This is a genomic window from Massilia alkalitolerans DSM 17462 (assembly GCF_000427785.1).
GTDB classification, from domain to species: Bacteria; Pseudomonadota; Gammaproteobacteria; order Burkholderiales; family Burkholderiaceae_D; genus Telluria; species Telluria alkalitolerans.
Genome location: NZ_ATYR01000006.1, coordinates 123,472 through 148,158, shown reverse-complemented (window position 1 = coordinate 148,158; position 24,687 = coordinate 123,472). Strand labels below are relative to the sequence as shown.

Below are 24,687 nucleotides of genomic sequence, written 5' to 3'. Positions count from 1 at the left end.
AGCGCGCACGATTGAAGCAGGTCGGGCCCGCGCGGCCCGCCCTGCTAGCGCTGTACCCGGCTGAAGGTGTAGGTTTCGCCGTGGGCGAGGTAGATGACGTCCTTCTCCAGGCCGGCTGCCTTGACTTCGCGCGCGAAGTCCTCGAGCGGCGACTTGAACACGTCGTAGTCGTTGTAGTGGATCGGCACGGTCTTCTTCGGACGCACGACCTGCATCATGCGCACGCCGTCCTTGCCGTCCATCGTGACTTTCACGACGCCGAGGATGCGGGTGCCGCCCAGGTGCAGCAAGGCCAGGTCGATGTTCGGGAAGCGCTGCGGGATGGCGCGGATGTCGTCGTAGACCAGGGTGTCGCCGCTGATGTACATGCGGTAGTCCGGCACATCTGGATTGGCGCCGAAATCGAGCACCGAACCCATCACCTTGGGCAGCAGCACCGCGACGCCCGCCGGGCCGTGGCGTCCGGGCGTGGCCGTCACGCGCAGGCGCGAGGCGCCCTTGCCGACCTCGAGCCGGTCCCAGCTGCTCAGGCCGAAGATGCGCGTGAATCCCAGGCGCTTGAGCCGCTCGCCGCCCTCCTTGGTGGTGACGATGGGCGTGGCGCGGTTGAGCTTTTCCTGCACCAGCTGGTCAAAATGGTCGCCATGGAAATGCGACAGCACGACCAGGTCGATCGGCGGCAGTTCTTCGAAGCGGATGGCCGGGTTGGTCTTGCGTTCCGAGGTCAGCCCATAGCCGAGATGGACGTGGTCGCCCTTGTGCAGGAAGTTGGGATCGGTAAGGATCGTGAAGCCCTGGAAGCGGATGATGACCGTGGCCGTGCCGATGAACTGCACGGTGCCCGTATTTGCATCCGCCGCTTCCGGCGCCGGTGCGCCGTCCGCCGCCAGCTGCAGCCGGAAGGACTCGCCCGGGGCCGGCGTGGCGGTCGCATCGGCGTGGGCCGGGACCGTGACGCACAGCGCGGCCAGCAGGATCGACAGACGGGCGCAAAAAAGTGGGTACTGGAACAGTCGAGCGAACGGCATGGTCGGTCTCCGGAAGCGCGCACCCCGGGACGGCATGCGCTGCTGCCGGAACGTTAACACGGCAGCGCTGCGAACGGCGTTCGCTTGCCTGTATCCGCCTGCGGAGACTACAGCTTGGCGACCAGGCCGGCCAGGTGCTGGCGCGCCTTCTGCCACTCGGTGCCGAGCAAGGCCGCCGTGCACTGCGGGCAGGCCTCGAAGGGATTGCAGTCGTGCGCGAGCGCGACGTAGTTGGTGCCGGTCACGGTCTTGCCCTGGTAGCTGTCGACGCGGCCCGTGGGTGCGGCGGCGCCGCCAAGTGGGCTGTCGGCGCCCTGCCCGGCCCATTTGGCGAAGGGGGCGGCGGCGACACCGTCGGGGACATACCAGCGGCGTTTGGTGGGATTCCAGCGGGCGCCGAGCGCCTTCGCTTCATCCTTCTCGGCATAGGGAACAGTCAGGAAAAGCATGCGATCCGAAAAAAAAGTAGTCACGCGACGGATGGCCTGCCCAGCTGGGTTCGAACCAGCGACCCTCAGCTTAGAAGGCTGATGCTCTATCCAACTGAGCTATGGGCAGTTCAGACGGCACGCGCAAGCGGCCGGAAATGAAACGGGCTGTCGAACGACAGCCCGTGGAGGAAGCTTTGGTCGGAGTACAAGGATTCGAACCTTGGACCCCCTGGTCCCAAACCAGGTGCGCTACCGGGCTGCGCTACACTCCGATGTGGTACTGATGATACTCCCGCAACGAGGGCGCGTCAAATTGCGCTGCCCCCTGCGGGCGCACGAACTCAGGCGGCCAGCTTGTCGGCGATACGGCGCGCCATGTTTTCGGCCAGATCGGCTTCCTTGGCCTCGACCATGACACGGATCAGGGGTTCGGTGCCCGAGGCGCGGATCAGCACGCGGCCGGTTTCGCCCAGCTCGCGCTCGACCGCTTCCTTTTCGGCCACCACGGCTTGGTTCGTGGTCCAGTCGAAGCCCGGCGCGACCTTCTTGTTGATCAGGGTCTGGGGGTAGAGCGTCAGTTCGCTGCAGCAGTCGGCCAGCGACTTGCCGCTGCGCTTGAGCGCCGACAGCACCTGCAGCGCCGACACGATGCCGTCGCCGGTGGTGTGCTTGTCCAGCGCCAGCAGGTGGCCCGAGCTTTCGCCGCCGAACAGCCAGCCGCGCTCCTGCATCACTTCCAGCACGTAGCGGTCGCCGACCTTGGCGCGCGCGAAGCCGACGCCCATCTGCTTGAACGCCACTTCCAGCGCCATATTGGTCATCAGGGTGCCGACGGCGCCCGCCACCGGACCGGTCGACATGCGGTCGCGCACCATCAGGTAGAGCAGCTCGTCGCCGTTGTAGACGCGGCCGGTGGCGTCGACCATGATCAGGCGGTCGGCGTCGCCGTCCAGCGCGATACCGAGGTCGGCCTTGTTGGCCACCACCGCTTCCGACAGCGCTTTCGGCGCGGTGGCGCCGACCCCGGCGTTGATGTTGAAGCCGTCAGGCGTCGCACCGATCGACACGACTTCGGCGCCCAGTTCGTGGAACACGTGCGGGGCGATGTTGTAGGCCGCGCCGTTGGCGCTGTCGACCACGATCTTGAGGCCGCGCAGGTCCAGCTCGTTCGGGAAGGTGCTCTTGCAGAACTCGATGTAGCGGCCCTGGGCATCGCGCAGGCGGGTGGCGCGGCCCAGCTTGTCCGAAGGCACGCAGCCCATCGGCTGGTCGATCGCGTCTTCGATTTCCAGTTCCACCGCGTCCGGCAGCTTGGTACCGTGCTGCGAGAAGAACTTGATACCGTTGTCCTGGAAAGGATTGTGCGACGCCGAGATCACGACGCCGGCCTGCAGGCGCAGCGCACGGGTCAGGTAGGCGATGGCCGGGGTCGGCATCGGGCCGGCCAGCATCACGTCCACGCCCGCCGCCGAGAAGCCCGCTTCCAGCGCAGCTTCCAGCATATAGCCGGAAATACGGGTGTCCTTGCCGATCAGGACGACCGGACGGCCGCTGGTCGACTTCCCGCCCTTGGCCAGCACCGTGCCGGCAGCATAGCCGAGGCGCATGACGAATTCGGGGGTAATCGGCGCGACCCCCACGAGGCCGCGAACACCATCCGTACCGAAATATTTCCGTGCCATTCTTTTACTCTTTCCAGGTTTTAACCTTAGCGTTTTAATCTTGAGTTCCAGCGAGCCATACCTTTAAGGCATCAACCGTCTCTGCTACATCATGCACACGCACAATTTTAGCGCCATGCGCTACCGCAGCCAATGCCCCGCCGACGCTGCCCGCCATGCGCTCTTCCACCGGCCGACCCGTGACGGCGCCCACCATGGACTTGCGCGACAGCCCGGCCAGCACCGGCAGGCCGAGCTCGTCGCGGATACGGCCCAACTGGCGCAGCAACGCATAGTTGTGCTCGACGGTCTTGCCGAAGCCGAAGCCCGGATCGATGCAGATGCGGTCCCGGGCGATGCCGGCGCGCTCCAGGGTATCCACGCGCTCCCTGAGGAAATCGATCACCTCGCGCACGACGTCATGGTATGCCGGGGCCTGCTGCATGGTCTGCGGCGTGGCCTGCATGTGCATCACGCACAGCCCGCAATCGCTGTCGCGCACCGCCTCGATGGCGCCCGGCGCACGGAAGCCGTTGATGTCGTTGATCATGTCGGCGCCGGCGATGATCGCCTCACGCATGACTTCCGGCTTGCAGGTATCGACCGACAGTGCGCAATCGAGGCTGCGCAGCGCATACAGGGTCGGCAGCACACGCGCGAGCTCTTCGGCCACCGGCACGCTGGGCGAGCCCGGACGGGTCGATTCGCCGCCGATATCGATCATGGTGGCGCCGTCGCGGATCATTTCCTCGGCATGCGACAGCGCAAACTCGAGCCCCTGGTAACGGCCGCCGTCGGAGAAGGAATCGGGGGTGACGTTGAGGATGCCCATCACAACCGGACGGACGGCATCCCGGCCTTCCAGCGCGAAGCTGTACTGGCCGCATTGCAAATTCTTGGACATGGTGAGAATTGGGAAGGCGTTAACGTACAAAAGGCATCCAGCGGATGCCTTTTGCTTGGGGAAAACTAGGCGATCACATCAGGCCGGTGCGGTGGCGTTCGGCGCCACGCCACCACCGCTGTCGCCCGGCGGGTTACGCTTGGTCAACAGGCCGGCTTTCGGCTGGCGCGGCTCGCGGCCGGCCATGATGTCGTTGATCTGCTCGGCGTCGATGGTTTCCCAGTCGAGCAGCGCCTTGGTCATCATCTCGACCTTGTCGCGGTTCTCCTCCAACAGGCGGCGCGCCAGGGCGTACTGCGTGTCGAGGATGTTACGGATCTCGGCATCGACCTTCTGCTGCGTCGCTTCCGAGATGGTCTTGGTGGCGCCGCCGAAGAAGCCTTCGTTCTCGCTGTCTTCGTAGACCATCACGCCCATGCTCTCGGACATGCCGAAGCGGGTCACCATCGAACGGGCCAGCTTGGTGGCGCGGGCGAAGTCGTTCGACGCGCCGGTGGACATCTGGCCGACGAAGATCTCTTCGGCGATACGGCCGCCGAACAGGATCGAGATTTCTTCCAGCATCTTGTCCTTGTAACCGGACAAGGCGTCATGTTCAGGCAGCTGCCAGGTCAGGCCGAGGGCGTAACCGCGCGGCATGATCGTGACCTTGTGCACCGGGTCGGCCTTCGGCAGCAGCTTGGCGATCACCGCGTGGCCCGACTCGTGGTAGGCCGTGTTGCGGCGTTCTTCCTCGCGCATGACCATCGACTTGCGCTCCGGCCCCATGTAGATCTTGTCCTTGGCGTCTTCGAAGTCGATCATCTCGACCAGGCGCTTGCTGCGGCGTGCCGCGAACAGCGCTGCCTCGTTGACCAGGTTGGCCAGGTCGGCGCCCGAGAAGCCCGGGGTGCCGCGCGCCAGGATGTCGGCCTTGACGTCGGTACCAATCGGCACCTTGCGCATGTGCACGTTCAGGATCTGCTCGCGGCCGCGGATGTCCGGCAGGCCCACCATCACCTGGCGGTCGAAACGGCCCGGACGCAGCAGTGCCTTGTCGAGCACGTCGGCGCGGTTGGTCGCGGCGATCACGATGACGCCCGAGGAGGCTTCGAAGCCGTCCATCTCGACCAGCAGCTGGTTCAGGGTCTGTTCACGTTCGTCGTTGCCGCCGCCCATGCCGGCGCCACGATGGCGGCCGACGGCGTCGATCTCGTCGATGAAGATGATGCAGGGCGAATGCTTCTTGGCGTTCTCGAACATGTCGCGAACGCGCGACGCACCGACGCCGACGAACATCTCGACGAAGTCGGAACCGGAGATCGAGAAGAACGGCACCTTGGCTTCGCCGGCGATGGCGCGGGCCAGCAGGGTTTTACCGGTACCCGGCGGACCGACCATCAGCACGCCGCGCGGGATACGGCCGCCCAGCTTCTGGAACTTGGTCGGGTCTTTCAGGAAGTCGACGATTTCCGACACTTCTTCTTTCGCTTCGTCGCAACCGGCGACGTCGGCGAAGGTGACGGTGTTGTTGGTTTCATCGAGCATGCGCGCCTTCGACTTGCCGAAGGAGAACGCGCCGCCCTTGCCGCCGCCCTGCATCTGTCGCATGAAGAAGACCCACACGCCGATCAGGAGCAGCATCGGGAACCAGGAGATGAACACCTGCTGCAGGAACGAAGGCTCCTCCGGCGGCTTCACGTCGAAGCGCACGCCGTTTTCGCGCAGGTCGCCGATCAGGCCGCGGTCGAGGATGGTCGCGGTGGCGCGCACCTTGGTGTCGTCGCTCCGGGTCGCGGTGATGTTGGAGCCCTCGATCACGACGTCCTTGATGCGACGCGCCTTCACCTCATCGAGAAGCTCGGAATAAGCGATGGTCTTGCTGCCGCCGGCGACGCTGTGGTTGTCGAACTGCTTGAACAGCATGAACAACAGCAGCGCAACGACCACCCAGATGGCGGATTTGGAAAACATATTATTCACGAAAACTCCTCCGATGCGGATTGCATCTCTACCGATTTCAGTATGACGATTTTAACCGCAATAAGCCGACGCCGCCACGCGACGTACGGGAATAGTGCTGAAATGCCATTTTTTCATGCCAGACTGGCCACGCAGAGCGTCGCGCAGCCAGCCTCACGCGGCTGATGTGCGGTTGCCGCGCCGAATATCAAGAGCAAAACGCTCATCCGACTCGCTTTTTAGTCTGCTGGATTCTTCAGACCGCGTCCAAGCAGGAAAATTTCCGAGGATTTGTCCCGGCTGGCTTTGGGTTTGACCTGCTTGACGGTCTTGAATTCGGTACGAAACTTTTCCAGTATCTGGGTAAATCCCATATCTTTAAAGCACTTCACCAGCAATGCGCCCCCTGGTTTCATGTGCATTTGCGAAAACTCAATTGCCAAGTCGATTAAGTGTTCCATCCGCGCCGCATCGGCGGTCGGAATCCCGGACAGGTTCGGGGCCATGTCGGACAGCACCAGGTCGGCCTTGCGCCCCTCCAGCAGCTCGTCGAGCTGGGCCAGCACTTCCTCTTCGCGGAAATCCCCCTGGATATACTGAACATCAGCGATGGGTTCCATCGGCAGCATGTCCAGCCCGATGATGGTGCCGCGGATACCGCCGCCATCTGCGCCGGCCAGCTTGCGCCGGGTGTACTGGGCCCAGCTGCCCGGGGTGCAGCCGAGGTCGACAATGACCTGGCCCGGCTTGATCAGTTTTTCGCTTTCGTCGATTTCCTTGAGCTTGTAGGCGGCGCGGGCGCGGTAGCCCTCTTTCTGGGCCAATTTGACGTACGGGTCATTAATATGGTCATGCAACCAGTTTTTGTTTAATTTGTTCTTGGCCATTCGCGTAGAATACTGCTTTTAAAGGTAATCCAAAAAATTATTATGCTTAAACTCACTCCGGCCGAGCGCAGCGCACTGCGCGCCGAAGCACACGGACTCAACCCAGTCGTCATGATCGGCGAATCCGGCCTGACCGAATCGGTCATGAAGGAAATCGCTTCCAGCCTCGACGCGCACGGCCTGATCAAGGTGCGCGTGTTCGGCGACGACCGCGAAGCCCGCATCGCCATGTATGAACAGATTTGCGCGGAACTCGACGCGGCGCCTGTCCAGCACATCGGCAAGCTGCTGGTGCTCTACCGTCCGAAGAAGGAAGCCGTCAAGGAACGCAGCAGCAAGGCCGGCAAGGGCATGCGTGAAGTCACCATCGTCAAGGCCAGCGCCAGCGGCACCAAGAAGCCGAGCGTCACCAAGGTCATGCTGAAAGGAAACGAGCGCGTAACGGCGGGCGGCAACATCAAGCGCGCCAAACCGCGTCAGACTTCCACCAAGAAGAATTCACTGAACAAGTGATGGCACGCGCCGAGCGGAAACCGGGGCGACCCGGTTTTTTTACGCGTGCCGGATCGGATCTGACCTCAGCCTTCTAAGCTGACGGTCCGCGGCTCTTGAGCACCAGCACCGCAGCAAGTACGCTTTCAATGACGTGGAACAGCTGCGACACCCCATGCATTACGGCGAACTGCGTCCAGTGCGGCGACGCCCTCACCCCGCCCGGGCCCGCCAGTTCGCGCATCTGCGCCATGCCCGGCTGCAGTCCAATCCACATCACCAGCGCGCAGGCCAGCATCGCCAGCACCAGCAGGTTCAATAAGCGCCGCCGTCCGGCATCGAGATCGCCGGACAGTCGCACCAGCACCAGCATCGCGGCCGCACAGCCGAGCGAGACCCAGCCCAGGCGGTGCAACAGAACGGCGACGACATCGCCAGCCACCGCACCAGGCACCGCCGCGAACACCGCCGGCGCCGCGATATAACCGAGCGCCCACAGCGTCCCCGCCCACAGCACCGCCACCAGCAGCCGGGCGGCTGCGATACGGGAAACGCGGGAAGCGGATCGGGACGGCGCTGCGGGACGGCTGTCCGGCATCAGACGTAGCGGACTTCGAGGATTTCGTATTCGCGCGGGCCCGACGGGGCCTGCACTTCCACCACGTCGCCGGCATACTTGCCGATCAGGGCGCGGGCGATCGGCGAGGTCACCGACACCTTGTTCAGCTTGATGTCGGCTTCGTCGAGGCCGACGATCTGGTAGCTCACCTTCTGGCCGTTTTCCAGGTCTTCCAGGTCCACGGTCGAGGCGAACACGACGCGGCCTTCCGCATCCAGCGTGGCCGGATCGATGATCTGGGCGGCGCTCAGCTTGCCCTCGAGTTCCGCGATGCGGCCTTCGACGAAGGCCTGGCGCTCTTTCGCTGCATCGTATTCGGCATTTTCCGACAGGTCGCCGTGCGAGCGCGCTTCGGCGATCGCATCGATCACGTTACGGCGCTCCTTGGTCTTGAGCTGGTGCAGCTCTTCCTTCAGGAGTTCGGCGCCGTATTTGGTCAGTGGTACGGTAGTGTTCATGTCGCTCTACGTTGTTTCGTGATTGGACGTACCAAACCAAAACCACAGAGGCGCGCGACGCTTGCCGCGCGAGCTCTGTGGTTGCGTTGGTACTACGTGCTGCTTAGTTTAAGGTTTTATGGAGACCTTGTAAATCGTAGACGCGCAGCTCGTCCAGGTGACGCATGCCCTCGATCGCGGCTTCCGCGCCGGCGATGGTCGTATAGGTGACCACGCGCGACTGCAGGGCCGAGGTACGGATGGTGCGCGAGTCGGTGATCGCCGAACGCTTCTCTTCCACGGTGTTCACCACCATGACGATTTCGCGGTTCTTGATCATGTCGACCACGTGCGGACGGCCTTCCAGCACCTTGTTCACCTGGCGCACCGGGATGCCGGCCGCTTCGATGACGGCCGCGGTGCCCTTGGTGGCCACCAGCGAGAAGCCCAGCGCCACCAGTTCGCGCGCCACGGAGACGGCGCGCGGCTTGTCCGCACCCTTCACCGACAGGAAAACCGTGCCCTTGGTCGGCAGGTTGATGCCGGCCGCCAGCTGCGACTTCACGAAAGCTTCGCCGAAGGTCTCGCCCACGCCCATCACTTCGCCGGTCGACTTCATTTCCGGGCCGAGGATGGTATCGACGCCCGGGAACTTCACGAACGGGAACACGACTTCCTTGACGCTGTAGAACGGCGGGGTCACCTCCTTGGTGATGCCCTGCTGGGCCAGGGTCTGGCCCACCATGCAGCGCGCTGCGATCTTGGCCAGCTGCAGGCCGGTCGCCTTCGACACGAAAGGCACGGTGCGCGATGCGCGCGGGTTCACTTCCAGAACAAAGACGGTATCCACGGTCTTGCCGCCCTCTTCCGACTGCTGGATCGCGAACTGCACGTTCATCAGGCCGACCACGTTCAGGGCCTTGGCCATCAGCGAGGTCTGGTGCTTCAGCTCGGCGATGGTTTCCGGCGACAGCGAGTACGGCGGCAGCGAGCAGGCCGAGTCGCCCGAGTGCACGCCGGCCTGTTCGATGTGCTCCATCACGCCGCCGATGAAGGTGGCTTCGCCGTCCGAGATGCAGTCGACGTCGACTTCGATGGCGTCGTTCAGGAAGCGGTCCAGCAGCACCGGGGAATCGTGCGAGACCTTGACCGCTTCGCGCATGTAGCGCTCGAGGTCGCGCTGCTCGTGGACGATCTCCATGGCGCGGCCGCCCAGCACGTAGGACGGACGCACCACCAGCGGGTAGCCGATCTCGTCGGCCAGCGCCAGGGCGTCGGCTTCGGTGCGCGCGGTGCGGTTCGGCGGCTGGCGCAGGCCGAGCTTTTGCAGCAGCTGCTGGAAGCGCTCGCGGTCTTCGGCCGCGTCGATCATGTCCGGCGAGGTGCCGATGATCGGCACGCCGTTGGCTTCGAGGTCGAGCGCCAGCTTCAGCGGGGTCTGGCCGCCGTACTGGACGATCACGCCTTCCGGCTTTTCCAGGTCGACGATTTCCAGCACGTCTTCCAGGGTCAGCGATTCGAAGTACAGGCGGTCCGAGGTGTCGTAGTCGGTCGACACGGTCTCCGGGTTGCAGTTGACCATGATGGTCTCGTAGCCGTCCTCGCGCATCGCGAGGGCCGCGTGCACGCAGCAGTAGTCGAATTCGATGCCCTGGCCGATACGGTTCGGGCCACCGCCCAGCACCATGATCTTCTTCTTGTCGGTCGGGTTGGACTCGCACTCCTCGTCGTAGGTCGAGTACATGTAGGCCGTGTTGGTCGCGAACTCGGCGGCGCAGGTGTCGACGCGCTTGTACACCGGACGAATGCCCAGCTCATGGCGGCGCGCGCGCACGGCTTGCGGCGTGGTCTGCATCAGGAAGGCCAGGCGGCGGTCCGAGAAGCCCTTCTGCTTCAGCTTGTACAGCAGCGGCTTGTCCAGGCTCTCGAGCTTCTGGTGATCCAGCCACAGCTCGATGTCGACGATCTCCTTGATCTGCACCAGGAACCACGGATCGATCTTGGTCAGGTTGTGCACCTCTTCCAGGGTGAAGCCCTGGGCGAATGCGTCACCCACGTACCAGATGCGCTCCGGGCCCGGCTCGCCGAGTTCCTCTTCGATCTTCTCGCGGTCGCGGGTCTTCTCGTTCAGGCCGTCCACGCCCACTTCCAGGCCGCGCAGGGCCTTCTGGAAGGATTCCTGGAAGGTGCGGCCCATGGCCATCACCTCGCCCACCGATTTCATCTGGGTCGTCAGGTGCTTGTCCGCGGTCGGGAATTTTTCAAACGTGAAGCGCGGGATCTTGGTGACGACGTAATCGATCGACGGTTCAAAACTGGCCGGGGTCGCGCCGCCGGTGATCTCGTTGCGCAGCTCGTCCAGCGTGAAGCCCACTGCCAGCTTGGCCGCCACCTTGGCGATCGGGAAGCCGGTGGCTTTCGAGGCCAGCGCCGAGGAACGCGACACGCGCGGGTTCATCTCGATGACGATCATGCGGCCGTCCTTCGGGTTGATCGCGAACTGCACGTTCGAGCCGCCGGTGTCGACGCCGATCTCGCGCAGCACGTTGATCGACGCGTTGCGCATGATCTGGTATTCCTTGTCGGTCAGCGTCTGCGCCGGCGCGACGGTGATCGAGTCGCCGGTGTGGACGCCCATCGGATCCAGGTTTTCGATCGAGCAGATGATGATGCAGTTGTCCTTCTTGTCGCGGACGACTTCCATCTCGTACTCTTTCCAGCCGAGCAGGGACTCTTCGATCAGCAGTTCGTTGGTCGGCGAGGCTTCCAGGCCGCGCTTGCAGATCGCTTCGAATTCTTCTTCGTTATAGGCGATGCCGCCGCCACTGCCGCCCATGGTGAAGGACGGACGGATGATGGTCGGGAAGCCCAGCTCGCGCTGCACCGCCCACGACTCTTCCATCGAGTGCGCCACGCCCGAGCGCGCCGAACCGAGGCCGATCTTGGTCATCGCATCCTTGAACTTGGAACGGTCCTCGGCCTTGTCGATCGCTTCCGGGGTCGCGCCGATCAGCTCGACCTTGTATTTTTCCAGCACGCCGTTGTGGTGCAGGTCGAGCGCGCAGTTCAGCGCGGTCTGGCCGCCCATGGTCGGCAGGATCGCGTCCGGACGCTCCTTGGCGATGATGCGCTCGACGACCTTCCAGGTGATCGGCTCGATGTAGGTGACGTCCGCCGTTTCCGGGTCGGTCATGATGGTCGCCGGGTTCGAGTTGACCAGGATGACCTTGTAGCCTTCCTCGCGCAAGGCCTTGCAGGCCTGGGCGCCCGAGTAGTCGAATTCGACCGCCTGGCCGATGACGATCGGCCCCGCGCCGATGATCAGGATGCTTTTGATATCACTACGTTTTGGCATTTACTTTTTCTCCGCTGCTTGCATCAGGCCGATGAAGCGGTCAAACAGGTAGGCGACGTCGGTCGGGCCGGGCGAGGCTTCCGGGTGGCCCTGGAAGCAGAAGGCTGGCTTGTCGGTACGCTCGAAGCCCTGCAACGAACCGTCGAACAGCGACACGTGGGTGACGCGGCAGTTGGCCGGGAGGGTCTCCGGGTCGACCGCGAAGCCGTGGTTCTGCGAGGTGATCAGGACCTTCTTCGAATCCAGATCCTGCACCGGGTGGTTGGCGCCATGGTGGCCGAACTTCATCTTCATGGTCTTGGCGCCGGAGGCCAGCGCCATGATCTGGTGGCCGAGGCAGATGCCGAAAGTCGGGATGCCCTTCTCGATCAGCTCCGCGCTTGCCTTGATCGCATAGTCGCAAGGCTCGGGGTCGCCCGGACCGTTGGCCAGGAAGATGCCGTCAGGATTGAGCGCCAGCGCGTCGGCGGCGGTCGCCTGGGCCGGCAGCACGGTCACCTTGCAGCCGCGCTCGGCCAGCATGCGCAGGATGTTGCGCTTGACGCCGTAGTCAAAGGCGACCACGTGGTATTGGGGATTGTCCTGCTTGCCGAAGCCTTCGCCGAGCTTCCACTCGGTCTCGGTGAACACATAGGGTTCTTTCACGGACACGACCTTGGCCAGGTCCATGCCCGCCAGGCCCGGGAAGGAACGCGCCAGTTCCAGCGCCTGGGTTTCCAGCGGCTCCTTGCCCTGGATGCCGGTGAGGATGGCGCCGGCTTGCGCGCCCTTCTCGCGCAGGATGCGGGTCAGCTTGCGGGTGTCGATGCCGGCGATGGCGACCACGTTTTCTTGCTTCAGGTAGTCCGACAGCGACTGGGTGGAACGGAAATTCGATGCCAGCAGCGGCAGGTCACGGATGATCAGGCCGGCGGCGTGGACCTTGGAGGCCTCGACGTCGGCCGGGTTGACGCCGTAGTTGCCGATGTGCGGGTACGTCAGGGTAACGATCTGACGCGAATAGCTGGGGTCGGTGAGGATTTCCTGGTAGCCGGTAATCGCGGTGTTGAACACCACTTCGCCGGTCGTGTGACCGGTGGCTCCAATGGAAACTCCTTTGAAAATCGTTCCGTCAGCGAGGGCCAGGATGGCCGGGACGGCTGGGCCAGAAAAAAATGGCGGCAAGGGTAACTCCCAATAAAGTTACCGTAGCTTCGCCACGTCAGACCGGCATCCAACAAACCCGGGCGGAGACTGCCTGCCGGTAGCTGGACATCTAGTTGAATGAGGGATGGTGGGTAGGCGCTACGGCAAATGTGTGAATGGTTAAACTTCCGAATTATAGCGCGGAATCGACCTATTCGGCAATGCAGCAATTCTACAAAAGTGGCGCCGATTTTGCCGAAACGTGAGCGAAAGCGGCGCGCAAACCATGTTTTGCTGCTTTTGCGAAATAAAAAGAAAGGGCACCCGCAGGTGCCCTCTCCTCGCAGCAAAGTGACAAGTTCGGCGCTTATTCGCCGGTCAGGGCTGCGATGCCGGCTTTGGCGATCTGCGCGTCCTCGGTCGACTTCACGCCCGACACGCCCACCGCACCGATCACGTGGCCGTCGACCACCACCGGCACGCCACCTTCCAGCATGCCTTCCAGTTCCGGCGCCGACAGGAAGGACACGCGGCCGTTGTTGATGATCTCTTCGTAGATGCGCGACTCGCGGCGTCCCAGCGCTGCGGTGCGGGCCTTGGCGGGAGCAAGGTGCGAGGAGATCGGCGGCACGCCGTCGAGGCGCTGGAACCACAGCAGGTGTCCGCCATCGTCGACGATGGCAAACGCCACCGCCCAGTTGTTGCGCAGCGCTTCGGCTTCGGCCCCTAGGGCGATCTTCTTGACGTCTTCGAGGGTAAGATAAGGCTTGGTGTTCATCTTGGTTCCTTTATTGTCCTTGCTGCTTGGCCTTGAGCTTGGCCTTGATCTGCGGCATGACGGCTGCCGCCGCCTGCTCGCCGGCGAGGATCGCCAGGTTGCGGTTGCTGAAGTCGGCGCTGCCCATGTTGCCGAGGTTCGGCGTGATGACGATGTCGGCTTCCTTCAGCTCGAAGTGATTCAGGCGCTGACCCATGATGCTGAAGGTCTGCATCAGGACGTCAAGCGAGCTGGCGGTGGCGGCACCTTCGGTGGCGCTGGAGATGTTCACCGCGATGATGAACTCGGCGCCCATGTCCTTGGCGAACTTGACCGGCACCGGCGCGACCAGGCCGCCGTCGACATAGGTCTTGGCGCCGATCTTCACCGGCTGGAACACGCTCGGCACCGCCGAGGAGGCGCGCACGGCCATGCCGGTATTGCCCTTGTTGAACAGGATCGGCTGGCCGGTCTTGAGGTCGGTGGCGACGGCGCCGAAGCGGATCTTCAGGCGCTCCATCGGCACGTTGTTGACCGCCTTGTTGATGTAGCTCTGCAGCGCCTCGCCCTTGAGCACACCGGTCGACTTGCCGAACAGCGGCAGCGCCCAGTCGGAGATCGTGGCCTCGTCCATGGCCAGCGCGGTCTTTTGCAGCGCGAAGCCGTTCAGGCCGGAGGCATACAGGGAGCCGACCACCGAGCCGGCACTGGTACCGACCACGATCTCGGGCACGATGCCCTGGGCTTCGAGCGCCTTGATGACGCCGATGTGGGCGAAGCCGCGGGCGGCGCCGCCGCCGAGGGCCAGGCCGATCTTCACTTTACGTGGCGGCGGGGGCGGCGTCACCTGCTGGGCAACGGGTGTTGCGGGAGGCTGGGTCGGGGTGCTGCCGCAGGCGCTCAGGAACAGCGCGGCGCAGGCGATCAGGGAGCTACGGCGAGAGAACATATGGGGTGCTTGAGGGAACGAAGCACGATTGTACCGCGACCACAGCAATGCGGGGCAGAGTCGAGTTGCGACTCTGCCCCCATGGCTTAACCCGGCAGCGAGGTATTCGGCAACACCGCCGTGAAGGTACTGCCCTGCCCCGGCACCGAACTGATCTGCAGTCGCCCGCCGTGGCGCAGCAGCACGTGCTTGACGATCGCCAGCCCCAGTCCCGTTCCCTGGGTCTCGCGCGAACGGCTCTTGTCGACCCGGTAGAAGCGCTCGGTCAGCCGTGAGATATGGATCGGCTCGATCCCGATGCCGCTGTCCGTCACCGTGAAGCGCAGATCGTCCGGTCCACGGCTCCAGGCCAGCCGGATGCTGCCGCCGTTCGGCGAGTAGCGCACCGCATTCGACGCCAGGTTGGCAAAGGCGCTGCGCAGCTCTTCCAGGCTGCCCATCACGTCCGGTCCGTCGAACACGACCTCGACCCCGTGCCGGCCGCCCGACAGGGCGCGCGCTTCGGCCGCCACCGAGTCGACCAGCGCGCGCATGTCCACCCGCTCGCGCTTGAACGGGAACTCGTCCGACTCCAGGCGCGACAGGGTCAGCATGTCGCCGATCAGGCGCTGCATGCGGTGCGCCTGCTCGGTCATCAGCTCCAGGTGCGCGGTGCGCGTGGCCACGTCCAGGCCCGGATCGGACATCGCGATCTCGAGGAAGCCGACGATCACCGTCAGCGGCGTGCGCAGCTCGTGCGAGGCGTTGGCGATGAAGTCGCGGCGCATCGCTTCGATGCGCTCGGTATCGGTGGCGTCGTGCGTGACCAGGATCTGGCGCCGGTTTTCGAACGGGATGATGCGGCACTCGAGCTTGCGGCCGCGGAAGGACAAGGTGAGCGGCTGCTCGTAGCGGCCCAGGATCACGTAGTCGATGAATTCGGGGTGGCGCACCAGGTTGGTCACGCGCAGGCCCTTGTCGCGCGCCATGGTCAGGCCCAGGTGGCGCTCGGCCGCCTCGTTGCACCATTCGAGGAACAGGACGTCGTCCATGATCGCCACGCCTTCCGGCAGCATCTGCATGGCCTGGCGGAAGCGCGCCAGCCATTCGGCCATCTCGGCCTGGAGGCGCTCGTCCTCGCGCCGCAGGCGGTACAGGCGCGCGAACACGTCGGTCCAGGCGCCCCAGCCGTCCGGCAGCCGGCTCGAGTGCGGGTCGTCCAGCCATTCGCCCAGCTCGTGCAGGTAGCGCAACTGGACGAACAGCGCGATCACCAGCGCCGCCAGGGCGAAGACCAGGGCCTCGACCAGGCTCGCCATCCACCAGACGATGCCGGCCACGGCGAACAGCAGGCCCAGGCGCAGGATCGCCGGCACCCAGAACAGCAGCTTCGGATTCATCGAGCGCATCGAAGCCCTTTACTTCTCGGACAGCATGTAGCCGACGCTGCGCACGGTGCGGATCAGGCCATCGGCGCTCCTGAGCGCCTTGCGCAGCCGCAGCACATGCACGTCCACCGTGCGCTCCTCGATCACGGCATGGTCGCCCCATACCTTGTCGAGCAGCTGGGCGCGCGAGAACACGCGCTCGCGGTGCGCCAGCAGGAACTTGAGCAGCTTGTATTCGGCATTGCCGATCTCGATCTGCTGGTTCTCGACCGTCACGGTGCAGCTGTTCGGGTCCAGCACCACGGTCCCGGCGCGCAGCGGCGCCTCGGCCAGGTGCGGGCTCTTGCGGCGCAGCAGCGCGCGGCTCCGGGCCAGCAGTTCGCGCGGCGAGAACGGCTTGGTGACGTAGTCGTCGGCGCCCGTGTTCAGGCCGGCCAGCTTGTCTTCTTCCATGCTCTTGGCGGTCAGCATGATGACCGGGATTTCCTGGAAATCGCGGTCGCCGCGCAGGCGCGACAGCAGGCGCAGGCCGCTCTGGTCGGGCAGCATCCAGTCCAGCAGCACCAGGTCGGGCTTGCCGCGCGTGATGCTGTCCCAGGCGCTGCCCACGGTGTCGGCGCTGCGGATGTCCCAGCCCGCTTCGCGCAGCGAATACTTCACCAGCTCGACGATCGCGGGTTCGTCTTCGACCACCAGGACGCTCGTGTTGTCCGCCATGCTTAGACGCCCGCCTGTTCGGTCGGTGCCGGCTTGCTGTGGCGGATGTCGCGGCCTTCCACCACGTAGATGACGTATTCGGCGATGTTCTTGGCGTGGTCGCCGATGCGCTCGATGGCCTTGGCCACCCACAGCGTGTCCAGCGCCGACGAGATCGTGCGCGGGTCTTCCATCATGAAGGTGATCACGTTGCGCATGATGGTGCGGAACTCGTGGTTGATTACTTCGTCGGCCGCGATCAGTTCCAGTGCCTGCTTGCCGTCCAGGCGCGCGAAGGCATCCAGCGCGCCGTGCAGCATGTCCGAGGCGGCGCGCGCGATGGTGCGCACGGTGTCGTAGTGGGCGAAGGAGCCGCCGCCGCGTTCGTGCAGGCTCTTGGTGCTGCGCGCGATCTTGGTGGCCTCGTCGCCGATGCGTTCCAGGTCGGTGATGACCTTGATGGTCGCCATCACGGTGCGCAGGTCGTTCGCGGTCGGCTGGCGGCGCACGATCAGGTGGCTGCAGGCGTCGTCGAGCTGCACTTCGAGCTGGTTGACCGCGTGGTCGTCGGCGATCACGCGCTCGGCGCGCGCCGCATCGCCGGCGCGGAAGGCTTCCATCGCCTCGTCGAACGCGGTTTCCACCATGCCGCCCATCAGCAGGACCTTGGAACGAATCGCTTCCAGCTCCTGGTCGTACTGCTTGGATGAATGCTCGCCCGTCATAAAACTCTCCTGTGGTGGGACCTCGCGCAAGCTACTGCGCGTCGGATTGGCGCCCTGCGATGCTCGCCGTACCGTAAGTACGGCTGCGCTTCTCGGACACCACTCCTTCCGCTCGCTACGCTTGCACGAGGCCCTGTTAATCTTTTAGGTATAACCGAAAAACCTTAACCGAAACGGCCCGTGATGTAATCCTGCGTCTCTTTACGGCCCGGATTCATGAAGATCTGGTCAGTTTCGCCGAATTCGACCAGCTCGCCAAGATACATGTAGGCGGTATAGTCGGAACAGCGCGCGGCCTGCTGCATGTTGTGGGTCACGATGGTGATCGTGTAGTCCCGCTTCAGTTCGCTGATCAGTTCCTCGATCTTGGCGGTCGAGATCGGGTCCAGCGCCGAGGTCGGCTCGTCCAGCAGCAGCACGTCCGGCTTCACCGCAACGCCGCGGGCGATGCACAGGCGCTGCTGCTGGCCGCCGGACAGCGACAGGCCGCTCTTGTTCAGCTTGTCCTTGGCTTCCTCCCACAGGGCCGCTTTCTTGAGCGCCCATTCGACGCGCTCGTCCATTTCGCCTTTCGAGAGGTTCTCGTACAGGCGCACGCCGAAGGCGATGTTGTCGTAGATCGACATCGGGAACGGGGTCGGCTTCTGGAACACCATGCCGACCTTGGCGCGCAGCATGTTCACGTCGACGCCCGGTTCGAGAATATTGCGGCCTCGGTATTGAATCGACCCTTCCGCACGCTGCCCCGGATACAGATCGTACATGCGGTTCAGGGTACGCAGCAGGGTCGACTTGCCGCAGCCCGAGGGCCCGATGAAGGCCGTGACCTGCTTGTCGTGGATGTCGAGCGACACGTCTTTCAGGCTCTGCGTCTTACCGTAGAAGAAGTTCAGGCCGGAGATCTCGATCGTTTTGCTTTTGGCAGCGGTCGGCACCTGGTTTTGCATAGCTTGGGTCATCACTTTTTAAAGGTAGATTAGCGCGGAGTCTTCTGGCTGAACAGGGTCCGCGACAGGATGTTCAGCAGCAGCACGGTAAAGGTCACCAGCAGCGCGCCGCCCCAGGCCAGCGAACGCCAGTCGTCATAGGGGCTCATCGCGAACTGGAAGATCACCACCGGCAGGTTGGCCATCGGCGCGTTCATGTCGTTGCTGTAGAACTGGTTGTTCAGGGCGGTGAACAGCAGCGGCGCGGTTTCGCCCGAAATGCGGGCCACGGCCAGCAGCACGCCGGTGACGACGCCGGCCTTCACGGCGCGCAGGCGCACCGTCATCGCCACCTTCCAGTGGGGGGCGCCCAGGGCGTAGGCCGCCTCGAGCAGGCTGTTCGGCACCAGGCGCAGCATGTTGTCGGTGGTGCGCACCACCACCGGAATCGCGATCAGCGAGAGCGCGATACTGCCGGCATAGCCCGAGAAGTGCTGCACGTTGGCGACGTAGAGCGCGTAGACGAACAGGCCGATCACGATCGAGGGCGCCGACAGCATGATGTCGGTGACAAAACGCGTCACCTGGGCGAAGCGGTTGTTCTCGCCGTATTCGGCCAGGTAGATGCCGGCCAGGATGCCGATCGGGGTGCTGACCGCGGTCGACAGGCCGACCATCATCAGGCTGCCGACGATGGCGTTGCGCAGGCCGCCGCCTTCGCTGCCCGGGGCCGGGGTATCGGCCGTGAACATGTTCCACGACAGCGCGCCGAGGCCGTTGATCAGGAGGGTCGCCAGGATCCAGGCCAGGAAGGCCAGGCCGATGCCCATGGCCAGGATCGACAGGACGATGCCGACGCGGTGCGCCAGCAGGCGCCTGCGGTAGACCGGGTTCTTTGCAGTGGTAGTCATTATTTGGTGCCTTCCTTGCGGTTCATCCCGACCAGCATCAGCTTGGCTGCCGACAGCACGATGAAGGTGATGGCGAACAGGATCAGGGCCAGGGCGAACAGCGAGGACGAGTGCAGCGGCGTGGCGGCCTCGGCGAATTCGTTGGCGAGGGTCGAGGAAATCGAGTTACCGGCCGAGAATAGCGACCAGGACAGGTCATGGGCATTGCCGATCACAAAAGTGACGGCCATGGTCTCGCCCAGCGCGCGGCCCAGGCCCAGCATGACGCCGCCCACCACGCCGTTGCGGGTATAGGGCAGCACCACCTTGCGCACGACTTCCCACTTGGTGCAGCCGAGGCCATACGCCGATTCCTTGAGGACGGTGGGGACGATCTCGAACACGTCGCGCATCACCGAGGCAATAAAGGGGATGATCATGATTGCCAGGATCAGGCCGGCGGTCAGGATGCCGATGCCCATGGTCGGGCCCTGGAACAGCTGGCCGATCACCGGCAGCTGGCCGATGGTATTTTTCAGCAGCGGCTGGACGTGGTCGGCGAACAGCGGCGCGAACACGAACAGGCCCCACATGCCGTAGATGATGGAAGGCACGCCGGCCAGCAGCTCGACCGCGGTGCCCATCGGGCGGCGCAGCCACACCGGGCAGATCTCGGTCAGGAACAGGGCGATGCCGAAGCTGATCGGGAAGGCCACCGCCAAGGCGATGATCGAGGTGGCGAGCGTGCCCCAGATCGCGATCATGGCGCCGAACTGGTCGCCCACCGGATCCCATTCCACGCGTGAAATGAAGCCGGCGCCGAACTCCTTGAAAGCCGGCGCCGCGCCGATGGCGAGCGAGACGATGATCCCGACCAGCACCAGGAGGACCGAAGCCGCGAACAGCAGCGTGATCTTGTGGAAGAAGAAGTCCTGCATGCGCTGCTTGCGCATGGTCTTGCGCAGTGCCTCGGACTGGTGGGCTGCATCGACCGCTGCCGGATCGGCCAGGTCCTGCAGCGTGGCGGATGGTTGTACGCTCATAGATTTTTGTCAATCTTTCTGGCAAACGGAAGGGCCGGAATCTGCCGGCCCTTCCCCTGGCGCTTCTTATCGAGGGTGATTTACCAGACCGCCTTGCCAGCAGCGTCCTTCAGGTTGGCGCGCCAGGCATCCTGCACCAGCTTGGTCACGCTGTCCGGCATCGGCACGTAGTCCAGGTCGCTGGCTGCGGCGCCGCCGTTCTTGTAGGCCCAGTCGAAGAACTTCAGCACTTCCTTGGCGGTCGCGGCGTTCGGCTGGGTCTTGTGCATCAGGATGTAGGAGGCGCCGGTGATCGGCCAGCTCGCCTTGCCCGCCTGGTTGGTCAGCACCACGGCGAAGCCCGGGGTGCCGGCCCAGTTGGCGCCGGCGGCGGCAGCCTTGAAGGCGTCGTCGCTCGGTTGCAGGAAGACGCCGTCCTTGTTCTGCAGCTGGGTGTGCTGCATGCGGTTTTTCTTGGCGTAGGCCCACTCGACGTAGCCGATCGAGCCCTTGATGCGCTGCACGTTGGCGGCCACGCCCTCATTGCCCTTGCCGCCCACGCCCACCGCCCACTTCACCGCGGTGCCGGCGCCGATCTTCGACTTCCATTCCGGGCTGACCTGCGCCAGGTAGTCGGTGAACAGGAACGAGGTGCCCGAGCTGTCGGCGCGGCGCACCACGGTGATGTCGTCGCCAGGGAGCTTGACGCCCGGGTTCAGCGCGGCGATCTGCGGCGCGTTCCACTTGGTGATCTTGCCCAGGTAGATGTCGGCGAGAACGGCGCCCGAGAGGCGCACCTGGCCCGGGGCCACGCCCGGCAGGTTGATGATCGGGACCACGCCACCCATGATGGCCGGGAACTGGAACAGGCCGGCGGCGTTCAGCTCGGCGGCCGGCAGCGGCATGTCGGAGGCGCCGAAGTTCACGGTCCTGGCCTTGATCTGCTTGATGCCCGCGCCCGAACCGACCGACTGGTAGTTCAGGCCGATGCCCGATGCCTTCTGGTACAGCTCGGCCCATTTCGCGTAGACCGGGTAGGGGAAGGTCGCGCCGGCGCCGGTGATATTGGCGGCCTGGGCGCTGGCAGCGATGCTGGAGGCGGCGATGGCGACGGAGACGAACAGATGCTTCATGCGCATGATGGATCCTTTAGAGAGGTCCGGGACGGGTCCCGTTTCATTGACGCTGCGAAGTCTACTGGCCGAATATGACAAGTTGATGACAGATGTAATAATCCAGCCGGTGGCGCTATCTTGCCGCAGTCCGGCAGTCCTGTCACACACTGCCGGACGATATGAAATTATTCATCTGCCCGGCCAACCTGCGCCCTTGTAAATACGCCGCCCTCTGCTAAGCTGGAAGTGTGTTCTTCACAGGGAGGGGATGCTGAAAAGCGTTAGTGTTTATGTTCAGCGTTATGGTGTTTGGCATACTCAGCGGCCTGGCCGGGCTGGTCGCCTTCGAGATCTGGCAAGAGATCCGTGGGGGCTCGGAAAAGCTGCACGATCACTATCACGAATAGTGTCGACCCGGATCACCGGGTCATGTCATACGGCGAAAAAGCGGCGAGGCCCAATGGGCGCTCGCCGCTTTGTATTGTGGCGCCTGATCCGATCAGCGTAAAAAGCGTGCCACCGCCGTCATCGCCGCCAGTTCCAGGTGCAGGAACTGGAAGCCGACCTTGAATTCGCCATTGCTGAAAATGCAATACAGCGCCTTGGCGCGGGCGCTGATGGGCACGATGTTGCCGTCGACCAGCAGGTCGAAGCTGAGCTGGCCGGTCTGCCCGACCAGCAGCGGGTCCGGCAGGTTGATGCTGACGCCATTGGCGCCGAGATCGCTGGTGCGGCCGCTGACGGGCGCCGTGCCTTCCATGGCCACGCGCGCACGCACGCGCAGCACCTTGCGTTCGGATTTTCTTTGTTCGTTGAACACGTTAGACACTATTAAGGATGAGCCAGGCAGTATTATAAGTACTCAGTCGAGCTCCCGCAGCTTGGTGAAGGCCTGGTCGATGCGCTCGACAGCGATGATGGTCATGCCCTCGATCTTCTGCTTGGGCACGTTCCCTTTCGGGATCACCGCGATCGAGAAGCCCAGCTTGGCCGCTTCGCGCAGGCGCTCCTGCCCGCGCGGCGCCGGCCGGATTTCGCCGGCCAGGCCGACTTCGCCGAACACCACCAGCCCGCGCGGCAGCGGTTTGTTGCGCATCGACGAATTGATCGCCAGGAGCACGGCCAGGTCGGCCGCCGGCTCGGTGATCTTCACCCCGCCCACCGCATTGATGAACACGTCCTGGTCGAAAGCCGCGATACCGGCATGGCGGTGCAGCACCGCGAGCAGCATTGCCAGGCGATTCTGCTCCAGGCCGACCGACAGTCGACGTGCATTCGGCAAGTGGCTGGCGTCGACCAGGGCCTGGATCTCGACCAGCAGCGGGCGCGTGCCCTCCTGGGTCACCATCACGCAGGAACCCGGCACCTGGCTGTCGTGCTGCGACAGGAACAGCGCCGAGGGGTTCGAGACGCCCTTCAACCCCTTTTCCGTCATGGCGAACACACCCAGCTCGTTCACCGCGCCGAAGCGGTTCTTGATGGCGCGCACCAGGCGGAAGCTGCTCTGGGTGTCGCCTTCAAAATAGAGCACGGTATCGACGATGTGCTCGAGCACGCGCGGACCGGCCAGCGCGCCCTCCTTGGTCACGTGGCCGACCAGGATGATGGTCACGCCGGTCTGCTTGGCCACCCGGGTGAGCTGGGCCGCGCATTCGCGCACCTGGGCAACCGAGCCCGGGGCCGAGGTGAGCGCGTCCGAATACAGGGTCTGGATCGAGTCGATCACCGCCACTTCGGGTTTCAGGTCGGCCAGCGTGCCGAGGATCTTTTCCAGCTGGATCTCGGCCTGCAGCTTGAGCTCGGCCGAATCCACCGACAGGCGGCGCGCGCGCAGCGCGATCTGGGCGCCCGATTCCTCGCCGCTCACATATAAAGTGTTGCGGGTCGCCGCCAGGTTGGCCAGCGCCTGCAGCAGCAGGGTCGACTTGCCGATGCCGGGGTCGCCGCCGATCAGCACCACGCCGCCGGCCACGAGGCCGCCGCCCAGCACGCGGTCGAATTCCTCGATGCCGGTGCCGAAGCGCGGCACGTCCAGGGCATCGATGTCCTTCAGGGACAGCACCGGCGCGGTCTGCGCCAGCGCCTTGTGCGCGGTCTGCGACATGCGGTTCACGCCCTGCGGCTCGGCGACGGTTTCGACCATCGTGTTCCATGCCTTGCAGTCCGGACACTGACCGGACCAGCGGGCGGAGGTCGCGCCGCACTCGCTGCAAACATAAGAGGTGCGTGTCTTAGCCATCGGTTCCCATTCTTCCTTCCAGGACGCGCACCCGCGGGGCGAGTGCGCACATCAGTTCATAGCCGATCGTGCCGGCGGCGTGAGCCACCTCGTCGATCGGCAGGCCGTCGCCCCAGAGCGTCACCTTGCTGCCGACCCTGGCATTGGCGACCGGGGTCAGATCGACCGTCATCATGTCCATCGAGACCCGGCCCACCAGCGTGGTGCGCACGCCGTCCACGACGACCTGCGTGCCGTGCGGCGCATGGCGCGGGTAGCCGTCGGCATAGCCGCAGGCCACCACGCCGATCGTCATCGGGCCGGTCGCCTCGAAGCGGCTGCCGTAGCCGACCGTGTCCCCGGCCTCGATGTGCTGGATGCCGATGACCTCGGAGCGCAGGGTCATGGTCGGCAGCAGGCCATAATCGAGGGCCGAGCGGCCGCCCGGGGTGCCGCCGTACAGCATGATGCCGGGGCGGACCCAGTCGTTCTTCAGGGCCTCGCCGAGCTCGCCCTGGTGCAGCACCCCGCCGGAATTCGACAGGCTGCGCTCGCCCGGCAGCTCGCCCGCGCCATACTGGAAGCGGCGCACCTGCTCGGCGATGGTCAGGTGCGGGTGTTCCAGCTCGTCGGCATTGGCGAAGTGGGTCATGTGGGTGATGTGGCGCACGTCGGGGATGGCGCGCAGGCGCCGGTAGGCCGCCTCGTACTCGCCTGGCGTGAAGCCCAGGCGGTTCATCCCCGTATTCATCTTCAGGTGCACGTCGATCGGGCGGAAATGCCGGGTGTATTCCAGCATCTTGATCTGCTCGATGTTATGCACCGCGCTATTGATGTTGTGCTCGGCCAGCATCGGCACATCCGAGGCGTCGAAGATCCCCTCGAGCAGCAGGATCGGCTTGGTCCAGCCATTCTGCCGCAGCCACAGGGCGCCTTCGGTCTCGACCAGGGCCAGGCCGTCGGCCTGGGCGAAGCCGCGCATGCCGCGCTCCAGCCCGTGTCCGTAGGCGTTGGCCTTGACGACCGCCCAGATCTTCGCATGCGGCGCTTCCATGCGCGCGCGCTGCAGGTTGTGCTGCATCGAGTCGAGGTGGATGGTGGCGGAAAGCGGGCGTGGCATGGCGAAAACCGGCGAATTGGCC

General features: G+C 64.5%; 23 protein-coding genes and 2 tRNA genes. 1 reads left to right on the top strand and 24 read right to left on the bottom strand.

Features of this window, described 5'->3' with window-relative positions; genetic code table 11:
• Nucleotides 1–44: 44 nt before the first annotated feature.
• The 8 genes from YWC_RS0108730 to YWC_RS0108695 all read right to left on the bottom strand — a co-directional run bounded on the left by YWC_RS0108730 (nt 45) and on the right by YWC_RS0108695 (nt 6,852).
• On the bottom strand, nt 45–1,028 hold the full coding sequence (locus YWC_RS0108730; RefSeq protein WP_027865025.1) for an MBL fold metallo-hydrolase: 984 nt from the start codon (nt 1,026–1,028) through the stop codon (nt 45–47).
• Between the two features lie 107 nt (nt 1,029–1,135).
• Nucleotides 1,136–1,477: a DUF5710 domain-containing protein gene (locus YWC_RS0108725; protein ID WP_027865024.1), complete on the bottom strand. Its 342-nt coding sequence runs from the start codon at nt 1,475–1,477 to the stop codon at nt 1,136–1,138.
• A gap of 32 nt (nt 1,478–1,509) precedes the next feature.
• A tRNA-Arg gene (locus YWC_RS0108720) sits at nt 1,510–1,586 on the bottom strand.
• A gap of 68 nt (nt 1,587–1,654) precedes the next feature.
• A tRNA-Pro gene (locus tag YWC_RS0108715) sits at nt 1,655–1,731 on the bottom strand.
• Between the two features lie 69 nt (nt 1,732–1,800).
• A complete protein-coding gene (glmM, locus tag YWC_RS0108710) occupies nt 1,801–3,141 on the bottom strand; it encodes a phosphoglucosamine mutase (RefSeq protein ID WP_027865023.1) in 1,341 nt (446 codons plus the stop codon).
• A 34-nt stretch (nt 3,142–3,175) separates the two neighbouring features.
• Nucleotides 3,176–4,024: a dihydropteroate synthase gene (folP, locus tag YWC_RS0108705; RefSeq protein ID WP_027865022.1), complete on the bottom strand. Its 849-nt coding sequence runs from the start codon at nt 4,022–4,024 to the stop codon at nt 3,176–3,178.
• 78 nt (nt 4,025–4,102) lie between these two features.
• Entirely contained in the window at nt 4,103–5,986 is a 1,884-nt protein-coding gene (ftsH, locus tag YWC_RS0108700; protein ID WP_027865021.1) for an ATP-dependent zinc metalloprotease FtsH, read from the bottom strand.
• Between the two features lie 218 nt (nt 5,987–6,204).
• On the bottom strand, nt 6,205–6,852 hold the full coding sequence (locus YWC_RS0108695; protein ID WP_027865020.1) for an RlmE family RNA methyltransferase: 648 nt from the start codon (nt 6,850–6,852) through the stop codon (nt 6,205–6,207).
• 42 nt (nt 6,853–6,894) lie between these two features.
• On the opposite strand from YWC_RS0108695, the gene yhbY reads away from it, so the two are divergent.
• On the top strand, nt 6,895–7,365 hold the full coding sequence (yhbY, locus tag YWC_RS0108690) for a ribosome assembly RNA-binding protein YhbY (RefSeq protein ID WP_027865019.1): 471 nt from the start codon (nt 6,895–6,897) through the stop codon (nt 7,363–7,365).
• 73 nt (nt 7,366–7,438) lie between these two features.
• Here yhbY and YWC_RS0108685 read toward each other — a convergent pair whose 3' ends face one another.
• From YWC_RS0108685 to alr, 16 genes are all read right to left on the bottom strand, one after another.
• Nucleotides 7,439–7,942: a DUF4149 domain-containing protein gene (locus YWC_RS0108685; protein WP_051306334.1), complete on the bottom strand. Its 504-nt coding sequence runs from the start codon at nt 7,940–7,942 to the stop codon at nt 7,439–7,441.
• Nucleotides 7,942–8,421 carry a transcription elongation factor GreA gene (gene greA / locus YWC_RS0108680; RefSeq protein ID WP_027865017.1) on the bottom strand — a complete coding sequence of 160 codons (480 nt, stop codon included), beginning with the start codon at nt 8,419–8,421 and terminating at the stop codon, nt 7,942–7,944. The genes YWC_RS0108685 and greA overlap by 1 nt, the downstream gene beginning before the upstream one ends.
• 103 nt (nt 8,422–8,524) lie before the next feature.
• Entirely contained in the window at nt 8,525–11,755 is a 3,231-nt protein-coding gene (carB, locus tag YWC_RS0108675; RefSeq protein WP_027865016.1) for a carbamoyl-phosphate synthase large subunit, read from the bottom strand.
• On the bottom strand, nt 11,756–12,919 hold the full coding sequence (gene carA, locus YWC_RS0108670; protein WP_027865015.1) for a glutamine-hydrolyzing carbamoyl-phosphate synthase small subunit: 1,164 nt from the start codon (nt 12,917–12,919) through the stop codon (nt 11,756–11,758).
• Between the two features lie 328 nt (nt 12,920–13,247).
• A complete protein-coding gene (locus YWC_RS0108665) occupies nt 13,248–13,658 on the bottom strand; it encodes a GlcG/HbpS family heme-binding protein (protein ID WP_027865014.1) in 411 nt (136 codons plus the stop codon).
• A 10-nt stretch (nt 13,659–13,668) separates the two neighbouring features.
• On the bottom strand, nt 13,669–14,586 hold the full coding sequence (locus YWC_RS0108660; protein WP_027865013.1) for a patatin-like phospholipase family protein: 918 nt from the start codon (nt 14,584–14,586) through the stop codon (nt 13,669–13,671).
• 86 nt (nt 14,587–14,672) lie between these two features.
• The gene (gene phoR, locus YWC_RS0108655) at nt 14,673–15,965 is read right to left on the bottom strand and encodes a phosphate regulon sensor histidine kinase PhoR (RefSeq protein ID WP_027865012.1); all 1,293 of its coding nucleotides are present in this window, start codon (nt 15,963–15,965) and stop codon (nt 14,673–14,675) included.
• Between the two features lie 18 nt (nt 15,966–15,983).
• Nucleotides 15,984–16,670: a response regulator gene (locus tag YWC_RS0108650; RefSeq protein WP_027865011.1), complete on the bottom strand. Its 687-nt coding sequence runs from the start codon at nt 16,668–16,670 to the stop codon at nt 15,984–15,986.
• 2 nt (nt 16,671–16,672) lie between these two features.
• Complete coding sequence (gene phoU / locus YWC_RS0108645; RefSeq protein WP_027865010.1) at nt 16,673–17,374, bottom strand: phosphate signaling complex protein PhoU; 702 nt, start codon at nt 17,372–17,374, stop codon at nt 16,673–16,675.
• Nucleotides 17,375–17,538: 164 nt separating this feature from the next.
• Nucleotides 17,539–18,333, bottom strand: coding sequence for a phosphate ABC transporter ATP-binding protein PstB (pstB, locus tag YWC_RS0108640; protein ID WP_036213761.1), 795 nt, complete (start codon nt 18,331–18,333; stop codon nt 17,539–17,541).
• 17 nt (nt 18,334–18,350) lie between these two features.
• Complete coding sequence (pstA, locus tag YWC_RS0108635) at nt 18,351–19,211, bottom strand: phosphate ABC transporter permease PstA (RefSeq protein ID WP_036213759.1); 861 nt, start codon at nt 19,209–19,211, stop codon at nt 18,351–18,353.
• On the bottom strand, nt 19,211–20,233 hold the full coding sequence (gene pstC, locus YWC_RS0108630; protein ID WP_051306333.1) for a phosphate ABC transporter permease subunit PstC: 1,023 nt from the start codon (nt 20,231–20,233) through the stop codon (nt 19,211–19,213). The genes pstA and pstC overlap by 1 nt, the downstream gene beginning before the upstream one ends.
• An 80-nt stretch (nt 20,234–20,313) precedes the next feature.
• Nucleotides 20,314–21,351 (bottom strand): phosphate ABC transporter substrate-binding protein PstS, encoded by a 1,038-nt coding sequence (pstS, locus tag YWC_RS0108625; RefSeq protein WP_027865006.1) that lies wholly within the window; start codon nt 21,349–21,351, stop codon nt 20,314–20,316.
• A 475-nt stretch (nt 21,352–21,826) separates the two neighbouring features.
• Complete coding sequence (locus tag YWC_RS0108615) at nt 21,827–22,147, bottom strand: PilZ domain-containing protein (protein ID WP_036213757.1); 321 nt, start codon at nt 22,145–22,147, stop codon at nt 21,827–21,829.
• A 42-nt stretch (nt 22,148–22,189) separates the two neighbouring features.
• On the bottom strand, nt 22,190–23,566 hold the full coding sequence (radA, locus tag YWC_RS0108610) for a DNA repair protein RadA (RefSeq protein ID WP_027865004.1): 1,377 nt from the start codon (nt 23,564–23,566) through the stop codon (nt 22,190–22,192).
• Nucleotides 23,559–24,665 (bottom strand): alanine racemase, encoded by a 1,107-nt coding sequence (gene alr, locus YWC_RS0108605; RefSeq protein WP_027865003.1) that lies wholly within the window; start codon nt 24,663–24,665, stop codon nt 23,559–23,561. The genes radA and alr overlap by 8 nt, the downstream gene beginning before the upstream one ends.
• Nucleotides 24,666–24,687 lie beyond the last annotated feature (22 nt).